The sequence below is a fragment of the Caballeronia calidae genome, from assembly GCF_900044055.2.
In the GTDB taxonomy this organism is placed as follows: Bacteria; Pseudomonadota; Gammaproteobacteria; order Burkholderiales; family Burkholderiaceae; genus Caballeronia; species Caballeronia calidae.
Map to the genome: position 1 here is coordinate 215705 of NZ_FCOX02000007.1, position 10066 is coordinate 225770.

The 10066-nt window shown below is 63.8% G+C and carries 9 protein-coding genes; 5 read left to right on the forward strand and 4 right to left on the reverse strand.

Going from position 1 to position 10066, the window contains the following annotated elements:
* The first annotated feature begins 160 nt into the window (after positions 1–160).
* The 4 genes from AWB78_RS10160 to AWB78_RS10175 all read left to right on the forward strand — a co-directional run bounded on the left by AWB78_RS10160 (position 161) and on the right by AWB78_RS10175 (position 3419).
* On the forward strand, positions 161–1546 hold the full coding sequence (locus tag AWB78_RS10160) for a DUF2252 domain-containing protein (protein ID WP_062604426.1): 1386 nt from the start codon (positions 161–163) through the stop codon (positions 1544–1546).
* A gap of 178 nt (positions 1547–1724) precedes the next feature.
* Positions 1725–2165, forward strand: a complete 441-nt coding sequence (gene mscL, locus AWB78_RS10165; protein ID WP_062604427.1) for a large conductance mechanosensitive channel protein MscL — start codon at positions 1725–1727, stop codon at positions 2163–2165.
* 321 nt (positions 2166–2486) lie between these two features.
* On the forward strand, positions 2487–2978 hold the full coding sequence (locus tag AWB78_RS10170; protein ID WP_062604428.1) for a hypothetical protein: 492 nt from the start codon (positions 2487–2489) through the stop codon (positions 2976–2978).
* 231 nt (positions 2979–3209) lie between these two features.
* Positions 3210–3419 (forward strand): dodecin, encoded by a 210-nt coding sequence (locus AWB78_RS10175; RefSeq protein ID WP_014191178.1) that lies wholly within the window; start codon positions 3210–3212, stop codon positions 3417–3419.
* 78 nt (positions 3420–3497) lie between these two features.
* On the opposite strand, the gene AWB78_RS10180 is transcribed toward AWB78_RS10175, so the two are convergent.
* The 4 genes from AWB78_RS10180 to AWB78_RS10195 form a co-directional block, all read right to left on the reverse strand.
* Positions 3498–4583, reverse strand: coding sequence for a BMP family ABC transporter substrate-binding protein (locus tag AWB78_RS10180; RefSeq protein WP_062604429.1), 1086 nt, complete (start codon positions 4581–4583; stop codon positions 3498–3500).
* Positions 4584–4697: 114 nt separating this feature from the next.
* Complete coding sequence (locus AWB78_RS10185; RefSeq protein WP_062604430.1) at positions 4698–5627, reverse strand: ABC transporter permease; 930 nt, start codon at positions 5625–5627, stop codon at positions 4698–4700.
* Positions 5628–5642: 15 nt separating this feature from the next.
* Positions 5643–6749: an ABC transporter permease gene (locus AWB78_RS10190; protein WP_062604431.1), complete on the reverse strand. Its 1107-nt coding sequence runs from the start codon at positions 6747–6749 to the stop codon at positions 5643–5645.
* 7 nt (positions 6750–6756) lie between these two features.
* Positions 6757–8331 (reverse strand): ABC transporter ATP-binding protein, encoded by a 1575-nt coding sequence (locus AWB78_RS10195; RefSeq protein ID WP_062604432.1) that lies wholly within the window; start codon positions 8329–8331, stop codon positions 6757–6759.
* A gap of 272 nt (positions 8332–8603) precedes the next feature.
* On the opposite strand from AWB78_RS10195, the gene AWB78_RS10200 reads away from it, so the two are divergent.
* Entirely contained in the window at positions 8604–9536 is a 933-nt protein-coding gene (locus tag AWB78_RS10200) for a LysR substrate-binding domain-containing protein (protein ID WP_008349998.1), read from the forward strand.
* Positions 9537–10066: the final 530 nt, after the last annotated feature.

A 10066-nucleotide genomic window follows, 5' to 3' on the forward strand; every position in this document is an offset into this window, starting at 1 on the left:
CCCGTATCACACGGCAGCGCGCGGCCAGTTTCATCATGCGCTTCGTGATGCTCCGATGCTCGCGCTTCGAGCGCGCCGCGTGTAAAACGTTCCTCTCGGGAGCGCCGAATGCTTGGCCTTCGACGAATCCGACACGCCCTCCACCGAAGGAGAACACGCCTTGTCCACGCGCCCCGGTTTCGCCTCCGCCCATTCTCCGATCAACGGCGCCGCCGAAGAAAGCCGCGCGAATGGCCGCGCGCTGCGCGACGCCGTTCCGTTCGACGCACACGGCGCCTGGACGCCCGCGCCGGACCGCCCCGACCCGGTCGAGCGGGTGCTCGCGGGCAACGCGGGCCGGCAGGAGCGGCTCATCCCGCTGCGCATGCAGCGCATGGCCGAATCGCCGTTCGCGTTCCTGCGCGGCTCCGCGACGGTGATGGCGTGGGATCTGGCCAGGTCGCCATCGATCGGGCACAACGTGATCATCGACGGCGATGCGCACGTCAACAATTTCGGCCTGTTTCGCACGCCGCGCCAGGACGTCGTGTTCGATCTGAACGACTTCGACGAAACGCTCGTCGGTCCGTGGGAGTGGGATCTGAAGCGCCTGACCGCGAGCATCAACGTCGCGGCGCGCGAGAACGGCGTCGATGCCGCCGGGCGCGAGTGCGCGGTGCGCTCGGCGTGCGCCGCGTATCGCACGACGATGGCGGATCTCTGGCAGGTGAGCCCGTACGATCTCTGGCAGATGCGCTCCTACGCGAGCGCGCTGCACATGGACGCGCCGACGAAGCTCGATGCCGAAGAACGCGCGACCATCGAAAAAACGGTCGATCGCGCGATGAAGCGCTCGCACGCGACGATGCTCGCGAAAGTCGCCGAGCCGGTGGGCAAGAGCTATCGCTTCAAGGTCGATCCGCCGATCCTCACGAAACTCGACGCCGCCGAGAAAAATCATGTGATCGATGGCCTGAAGGCGTATCTGCAGACCATCGCGGGCGAATGGCGCATGATGCTCGAGCGCTATGACGTCGTGGATGTCGCGCATCGGGTCGTCGGCGTGGGCAGCGTCGGCACGCGCGCGTATCTCGTGCTGATGCAGGGCCGCGCGCTCGGCGATCCGCTCTTCATTCAGGTGAAGGAAGGCATCGTCCCCGCCGCCGCGCCGTTCGTGCCGCCGCTCGACGAGCCGTATCGGCATCAGGGACGCCGCGTGGTGCACGGGCAGCGGTTGATGCAAAGCTCGTCGGACGCGCTGCTCGGCTGGACGACCATCTCCGGCCGCGATTTCTACGTACGCCAGATGAAACAGATCCGCGGTTCGATTCCGGTCGACTGGCTGCATGGCGCCACCTTCGATTTCTACGCGTGGTGCCTCGGCCTGCTGCTCGCCCGCGCGCACGCGCGCACCGGCGACGCCGCGCTCATCGCGGGCTATTGCGGCAACTCGGACCGGCTCGACGCCGCGTACGCGATGTGGGCCGAGCGCTACGGCGCGCAGACGGTCGCGGATCATGCCGCGTTCTGCGCGGCGATCAGCGTGGGGCGCGTGCCGGCCGCATGACGCTCACACCAGCTCACGGGAGCCCGCGCGATTTTCGGCGGGCGGGCGGCGCGCAATCGAATTGACTATCATGGACGGTGCCCGCGATGAAACGCGTCACGCGGGCGTCTTCATGGCATAGCCTTTGCTGCCGCCCTGGCCCGCACAATCGTCCAACTCGAACCGGAGGAAGCCGCGCATGAGCATGATCGAAGAATTCAAGAACTTCGCCCTGAAGGGCAACGTCATGGACCTCGCGGTCGGTGTCATCATCGGCGGGGCGTTCTCGACGATCGTGAACTCAGTCGTCAAGGATCTGATCATGCCGGTGGTCGGCGTGGCCACAGGCGGGCTCGATTTTTCCAATCTCTTCGTGCGGCTCGGGCACATACCGCCAACCTTCAAGGGCAATCCCGATTCGTACAAGGATCTGCAGACCGCGGGCGTCGCGGTGTTCGGCTACGGCTCGTTCATCACCACGCTGATCAATTTCATCATTCTCGCGTTCATCATTTTTATGATGGTCAAGTTCATCAACAATCTGCGCAAGCCGGCCGACGCCGCGCCGCCCGCGACGCCGGAAGACGTGCTGCTCCTGCGCGAGATTCGCGACGAACTGAAGAGGTCGCCGCGCGTCTAGCCGGGCAAACCCGCGCCAAAGCAGCGGAACCCGCGCGCCGCGCGTGGGTCTCCCCTGATGCCACCCTGCACCCTTGGTGCGCCCACCCGCTTTTTTCTTTAGGAAAGCTGTTCGCGCGGGTAGCAGCGGGACTATTATTGGGATAGATGCTCAGAGGGATGCCAAGGCGGGCCGCCAAACGGTCATCGGCACGAATCGTGCGCCGCTATGTGCTCCGGCAGCTTGCCGGTCACGATACGGCGGGCCCGATTTCACCGTGACCTAATCACATCGATGCGCTATAAAAGATCGACGTGCGGCGCGCAAGACGGGAGTGGCCGCATGAGGACGCTGCGTTTCTTGCAATTCTTTTTCAGGCGAGTTTTTATGTCCTTCCCGAAAAAGCGTAAACGCGTGAAGGCCGATGGCGACGAGTCTTTTCTCGCCGTGCTTCGGCACTTCAAGCCATTCGGTCAACTCGACACGAAGATCGCGCGCGCTCGCGCCCAGGATGAGCCGGTGCTGTACGCCCACGTTCTGCCCGGGCTCGATGTCCTGCTGTGCAGCGTGCGCGGCGCCCAGCCGCCGTATCCGGCCATCGACGAGCTGCACAGGCGCTGTGTCGAATCGATCACCAACGCGCTCGAGCAGCCGCTCGACGGACTGGAGAACGGCGGTTACTGGTACGAGGCGAACGGTTTCGGTTTCCTTGTATTCGCGAGCCGTGCCCGCACGCAGATCCTGAGCGAGTTCGGCGCGACGGTCTCCGCAGGCAGGCGCCGCGGCACGCGCCGTCAGGACGCGGGCGACGCCGCCTCGCGGCCGCTGCGCTGATCCTTTCCTGACGTTCCCTGTTTCACCCTGATGCGCCCGGACCTCGTGACGAGGCCCGGCGCGTCGTCGTTCGCGCGTCCCGCGCGCTTCGCGCAAATCCCGACTACTCCCGCGGGCTTTCCTGTCCTTTAATGGAAGCCACGCGCGAGAGCGTGATGGCGCGTGCCTTGCTGCATCGGTATTGCAGGCTTCTCGCGACACAACTGGTCGCTCGACTACAAGGAGAACACCATGTCGGAACACGTCTACAAGCAGATCGAACTCACCGGCTCCTCGCCGCAATCGAGCGATGACGCCGTGCGCGTCGCACTCTCGAAGGCGTCGAAGACGCTGCGCAACATGCACTGGTTCGAAGTGGTGGAAACACGCGGGCACGTCGAGGAGGGCAAGATCCTGCACTGGCAGGTGACGATCAAGGTGGGACTGCGCATCGAGGATTGATGCTTTTGCGCAAAGCATAAAAAAACGCGCCTCGCTGCGAAGCGAGGCGCGTTTTGTACTTTGCGGCGAACCGTTCGCTTACTTCGGCAGCGAACCGTCCACGCCTTCCACGTACCAGTTGATGCGCTGCAGTTCAGGATCGGACAGCGTCTTGCCGGCCGGCACCTTCTCCGCGCCCGACTGGTCCTTGATCGGGCCGCTGAACACATCCCACTTGCCGGTATGCAGCTCGTCACGCTTCGCGGCAACCGCCTGCATCGCCTTCGCCGGGATCACGCCGCTGTTCAGGTCTTCGAGATCCACGGCCTTCTGCGGAATGCCGAGCCACACCGGATCGTTCTTCCACTTGCCGTCGAGCACCTGCTGGACCACGGAGTTGTAATACACGCCCCAGTGCGCGACCACCGAGCCGAGGTGCGCGCTCGGTCCGAACTTCTTCATGTTCGAATCCCAGCCGAAGGCATAGACCTTCTTCTCGGCGGCGGTGTTGAGCGTCGCGTTGGAGTCGGTGTTCTGCAGCAGCACGTCGGCGCCCTGGCCGATCAGCGTTTCGGCCGCCTGCTTCTCCTTGCCCGGATCGAACCAGCTGTTGATCCAGATGACCTTCGTGTGGACCTTCGGATTCACGGAACGCGCGCCCATCGTGTACGCGTTGATGTTGCGCACCACTTCCGGAATCGGCACCGACGCGACGAAGCCGAGGGTGTTCGTCTTCGTCACATAACCTGCCGCGACGCCCGCGAGGTACGCGCCCTGATACATGCGCACGTCATAGGTGCCGAAGTTCTTCGCCTTCTTGAAGCCGGTGGCCGTCAGGAAGATGGTGTCCGGAAAATCCTTCGCGACCTTCAGCGCGAAATCCTGATAGCCGAAGCTCGTGGCCAGGATGACCTTGTTGCCCTTGTTCGCCAGATCGCGGAACACGCGCTCCGAGTCCGCCGATTCCGGCACGTTCTCCACGCGCGTGATCTTGATCTTGCTGCCGAACTTCGCTTCGGCTTCCTTGCTGCCCGCGTCGTGCGCGAAGGTCCAGCCGGCATCGCCCGGATTGCCGAGATAGACGAACGCGACACCCGGCGCGTCCGCGGCCCGCGCGCTCAGCGCCGCGACGGTGGCGGACAGTGCCACCGTCGCCTTGATCGCCTTCAGCCATGGTTTATTCATTGTGATTCTCCTGGTCGATGTTGTGTGTGAAACGGTCTATGCAGGCCGGCATCAGTTTCATCGGTCAAAAATGTCGATGAAACCGCGATGCTGCGCAAGCGCAACGCCGCGACATCAGCTCGCCGCGAAAAACGGCTTGCCGAGCGATGCGGGCGCGTTGAGCTTGATCGTGTTCGGATTGCGCGAGATGAGCACGAGCACGACGATCGTCGCGATATACGGCAGCATCGCGAGGAACTGCGTCGGCACGGGCACGCCGATCGCCTGCGCGTAGAACTGCAGCGCCATCACCGCGCCGAAGAGCAGCGCGCCGATCAGCAGGCGGCCCGGACGCCACGTCGCGAACACGACGAGCGCGAGCGCGATCCAGCCGCGGCCCGACGTCAACTGTTCCTGCCAGACATGCAGATAGACGATCGAGTAATAGCCGCCCGCGATGCCGGCCATCGCGCCGCCGAAGAGCGTCGCGCCATAGCGCACGCCGACGACCGGAAAGCCCACCGAATGCGCGACCGCGGGCGATTCGCCGACCGAGCGCAGCACGAGCCCTGCGCGCGTCTTGTAGAGGAACCAGCCGATCACCGCGAACATGATGAACGCGAGATAGCCGAGCGGCGTCAGCGAGAAGATTGCGGGGCCGAGCACGGGAATGTTCGCGAGGCCCGGAATCGGCATCACGTCGATGGTCGAGCGCACCGCCGCCGACGTGTACGGCTTGCCGACATACGCCGAAAAGCCGATGCCGAAGATCGTCAGCGACAGGCCCGTGGCGACCTGATTGGCGAGCATCGTGATGGTGAGAAAGCCGAAGAGCAGCGCCATCGCAAGCCCGGCGAACACCGACGCGACGATGCCGAGCCACGGGCTGCCCGTAATCGCGGTGACGGCGTAGCCCGTGACCGCGCCCATCAGCATCATGCCTTCGACGCCGAGATTCAGAACGCCCGACTTCTCCGCGACGAGCTCGCCCGCGCCCGCGTACATCAGCGGAATGGCGGCGATCACGGCGCTCGAGGCGAGATTGCTGGCTTGATTGATATCCATATTCTTCGAAGCTCGTTAGGCGGCGTGATGCGCGGGCGTCCTGCGCTTGACGCGGTAATTCACGAACAGATCGCAGCCGAGCAGGCAGAACAGCAGCAAGCCCTGGAACACGCCCGCGAGCGCCTGCGGCAATTGCAGCGACGTCTGCACCGCTTCGCCGCCGAGATACAGCAGCGCCATCAGCAGACTGGCCAGCACGATGCCCACCGGATGCAGCCGCCCGACGAACACGACGATGATCGCCGTGAAGCCGTAGCCCGGCGACCAGCCCGCCTGAAGCTGGCCGATCGGGCCGGCCACTTCGCCCATGCCCGCGAGGCCCGCGAGGCCGCCGGAAAGCAGCAGCGAGGTCCAGATCGTTTTTTTGTCGGAGAAACCGGCGTAGCGCGCGGCGAGCGGCGCGAGACCGCCGACGTTCATCCGGAAGCCCGCGAAGCTCTTCCTCATGAAGAGCCACACGCACGGAATCGCGATCGCGGTCAGAAACACCGACGCGTTGATGCGCGTGCCCTTGAGCCACGTCCAGTGCCAGTCGCCGTAGAGGCGCGGGAAGAGCGCGTCGTCGCCGAACATCGCCGAGATCGGGAAGTTCATGCCTTCCGGATCGCGCCACGGGCCGCTCACGAGATAGATGAGCAGTTGCGTCGCGACATAGGTGAGCATCAGGCTCGTGAGAATTTCATTCGTGTTGAAGCGGCTCTTGAGCAGCGCGGGAATCGCCGCCCACAGCATGCCGCCGACGATGCCGCCGAGCATCATCAACGGCAGCGTCCACCAGCCGGCGGCATCGCCGGCATGAATCGCGATGCCGCCCGCGACGATGCCGCCGAGCAGCATCTGCCCTTCCGCGCCGATGTTCCACACGTTCGCGCGATAGCCGACCGCGAGCCCGAGGGCGATCAAGCATAGCGGCGACGCCTTCAGCACGAGCTCCGACCAGCCGTTGATGCTCGACAGCGGCTCGATGAAGAACGCGTGCATCGCGCGCAGCGGGTCCTGGCCGACCAGGCTGAAAATCAGGAAGCCGATGACGAGCGTCGCGACGGCGGCGACGACGGGCACCGCGAGCTGCATGACGCGCGAGGGCGTCGGGCGAGCTTCGAGTCGATAGGGAAAGATCATCGTTCGTTCAGTGCTTCAGGAGAGAGCCGGGTTCGGCCGAGGGAGCGGGCTTGCCTTCGAAAAGGCCGGCCATGAAGAGGCCGACTTCCTCCGCGTTCGTTTCGCTCGTCTTGCGCACCGGCGAGAGCTTGCCGCGCGCGATCACGGCGAGCCGGTCGCAGATGTCGAAGAGCTCTTCCAGCTCTTCGGAAATGACGAGAATCGCGACGCCGCGCGCCGACAGATCGAGCAACTGCTGACGGATGAAGCCCGCCGCGCCGACATCGACGCCCCATGTCGGTTGCGCGACGACTAGCACCTTCGGCTCCTGAAGAATCTCGCGTCCGACGATGAACTTCTGCAGGTTGCCGCCCGACAGGCTTTGCGCGAGCGCATCGCTGCCGCCGCAGCGCACGTCGAACGACTTGATGCAGCGCTCCGCGAACGCCTTCACCGTGCCCGCCTTGATCCAGCCGCCGCGCACCATGTTCTCGCGATGCGCGGTGAGCAGGCCGTTATCGGCGAGGGACATCGCCGGGACCGCACCGCGCCCCAACCTTTCCTCGGGCACGAATGCGAAGCCGAGGCGCCGCCGGCCGCCCGCGGTCAGACGTGCGGCGGGCTTGCCGCAGATCGACACGGCATCGGCGGCGACGTGCCTGTCGCGGATTTCGCCCGATAGCGCCGCGAGCAATTCCGCCTGCCCGTTCCCCGATACACCCGCGATCCCGAAAATCTCGCCCGCGTGCACGGAGAACGACACGTTGTCGAGCGACGTGCCGAACGGATCGGGACTCGCGACCGACAGGTTCTTCACCGCGAGCCGCGCGTCGCCGGGATTGTGCTCGCGGCGCGTGTAGTCGGGTAGCGAATGGCCGACCATCAACTGCGCGAGCGATGCCTGCGTTTCCTTGCGCGGATCGACGTTGCCCGTCACGCGGCCGCCGCGCATCACCGTGGCGTTCTCGCAGAGGGACTGGATTTCGTCGAGCTTGTGGCTGATATAGAGAATGCTGCAGCCTTCGGACGCGAGGCGGCGCAGCACCTTGAAGAGCTTCTGGACCGCCTGCGGCGTGAGCACCGACGTGGGCTCGTCCATGATGAGCAGGCGCGGATTCTGCAGCAGGCAGCGTACGATCTCCACGCGCTGCCGCTCGCCGACCGTCAGGCTGTGCACGTGACGCTGCGGATCGACATCGAGGCCGTAGTCCTTCGACACCTCGCGAATGCGCTTGCCGAGCGCTTTCATGTCGAACTTATCGTCGAGCGCGAGCGCGATGTTTTCGGCCACCGTCAGCGTCTCGAACAGCGAGAAATGCTGAAACACCATGCCGATGCCGAGCTTGCGCGCCGCCGCCGGGCTGCCGATCTCGACCGCTTCGCCCTGCCAGCGGATCTCGCCCTCGTCCGGGCGCACGGCGCCGTAGATGATTTTCATCAGCGTGGACTTGCCCGCGCCGTTCTCCCCGAGCACGGCGTGGATTTCGCCCGGCATGACGACGAGATTCACGCCGTCGTTCGCCTTGACGGACGGATACTGCTTGCTGATACCGGACAACGCCAGGCGCGGTGGCGTCGTCGACGTGGAGATGGCGTCGCCCATTGATATCCAGAAATGCGCTCGGCCACCGAGCAGGCCGGGCTGGAAAAAGTTACCGCGAGGCCGGTGCGTGACATCTCGATGTCGCACGAATTGGGCCGCGGCCAGAATTTACAGAATTCGGGTCATTAAGTCGACAACTCAAAATAGCCCGCCATTTTTCCGCAGAGCCATTATTTGCGGGTTAGCCACACCTTGACGAAATTTTTGCGACATATTAAAAATGATATGTCACGCCCCTGCGTCGATCAGCCAGAACATATAGTGGAGATAACATGAGTCAGCAACGCGAGGCGATCGATACGTATTTATTGCGCGTCTTGCATACCCTTCTAATGGAACGCAGCGTGACCCGCGCGGCCGTCAAGCTCAATCAGTCACAACCCGCCATCAGCGCTGCGTTGCGCCGCCTGCGCGATATCACCGGCGACCCGTTGCTCGTGCGCGGCAAGTCCGGCATGGTGCCCACCGAGTACGGCCTGCGCCTGCTCGAACCGACGCAGAATGCGTTGCGCGAGATCGAGCGCATCAAGGTTCAGCAGCACAACTTCGATCCGTCCACGTCCGTGCGGTGTTATCGCATCGGCTGCCCGGACTATCTGAACGTGCTGTTCGTGCCGACGGTGGTCGAGCGCTTCCGCCAGGCCGCGCCGAACGCCACGCTCGAGTTTCATTCGCTCGGCCCCGCGTTCGATTACGAACTGGCGCTCGAGGACGGCAAGCTCGATATCGTCGTCGGGAACTGGCCGGAGCCGCCGGAGCAACTGCATTTGTCGAATCTCTTCGTCGACAAGATCGTGTGTCTCGTCAGCAACACGCATCCGTTCGCCAAGCGCGGCGGGCTCACGCTCGATCAGTATCTCAACGCGCCGCATCTCGCGCCCACGCCTTATTCCGTCGGACAGCGCGGGGCGATCGATGTGCACCTCGCGCGGGAGCGACTGAAGCGCCATGTCGTCGTCACGCTGCCTTACTTCAATCTCGCGCCTTACGTGCTCATCAAGTCGGATCTCGTGTTCACTACGACGCGGTTGTTTGCTGACCACTATGCGCGGTTCCTGCCGCTCGCGGTCGTGCCCGCGCCGCTCGATTTTCCGCCGATGCAGTATTACCAGCTTTGGCATGAGCGTTGTCATTACTCGGATGAAGTGCGCTGGCTGCGGGGGCTGGTTGCTGAAGCGACCCGGTCGCTGATCGATCAGCCTTGAGCTTTTTTCGTTTGTGGAGCTTGCTTTCGTGTCGGTCTATTTGCGTTGCCCCTGTGCGGGGCGGCAGTCACTTTCTTTGCTGCTGCAAAGAAAGTAACCAAAGAAACAGCTATCCCCATCCAAAGTACTTCATGCCGGCCCCGGCACAGAAGTACTCTCGTGGTCCGGCAGTAGCGAGTGCCCTCATAGGCCTTTCCGGGCTTGGATCGCGCACGGTCTGTCACATCGCGCCGCTCAACTGACTGGTAAGGCGCCAAATAGCTCCGGCCCGCTTCGCGGCCGACCGGTCCATCGGGAACGCTTGTGCTTCCTTGCTTACGCTGTTATCTAACTGCATCGGCCATGCACGTCATGAAACCTAATTTCGTGTCGGTCTATTTGCATTGCCCCTGTGCGGGGCGGCAGTCACTTTCTTTGCTGCTGCAAAGAAAGTAACCAAAGAAACAGCTTTCCCCATCCAAAGTACTTCATGCCGGCCCCGGCACAGAAGTACTCTCGTGGTCCGGCAGTAGCGAGTGCCCTCATAGGCC

Bases quoted from the DNA above. Each gene is read 5' to 3' on its own strand.
- mscL (WP_062604427.1), top strand. From the start codon at position 1,725: ATGAGCATGATCGAAGAATTCAAGAACTTCGCCCTGAAGGGCAACGTC.
- AWB78_RS10170 (WP_062604428.1), top strand. From the start codon at position 2,487: ATGAGGACGCTGCGTTTCTTGCAATTCTTTTTCAGGCGAGTTTTTATG.
- AWB78_RS10175 (WP_014191178.1), top strand. From the start codon at position 3,210: ATGTCGGAACACGTCTACAAGCAGATCGAACTCACCGGCTCCTCGCCG.
- AWB78_RS10180 (WP_062604429.1), bottom strand. From the start codon at position 4,583: ATGAATAAACCATGGCTGAAGGCGATCAAGGCGACGGTGGCACTGTCC.
- AWB78_RS10185 (WP_062604430.1), bottom strand. From the start codon at position 5,627: ATGGATATCAATCAAGCCAGCAATCTCGCCTCGAGCGCCGTGATCGCC.
- AWB78_RS10190 (WP_062604431.1), bottom strand. From the start codon at position 6,749: ATGATCTTTCCCTATCGACTCGAAGCTCGCCCGACGCCCTCGCGCGTC.
- AWB78_RS10195 (WP_062604432.1), bottom strand. From the start codon at position 8,331: ATGGGCGACGCCATCTCCACGTCGACGACGCCACCGCGCCTGGCGTTG.
- AWB78_RS10200 (WP_008349998.1), top strand. From the start codon at position 8,604: ATGAGTCAGCAACGCGAGGCGATCGATACGTATTTATTGCGCGTCTTG.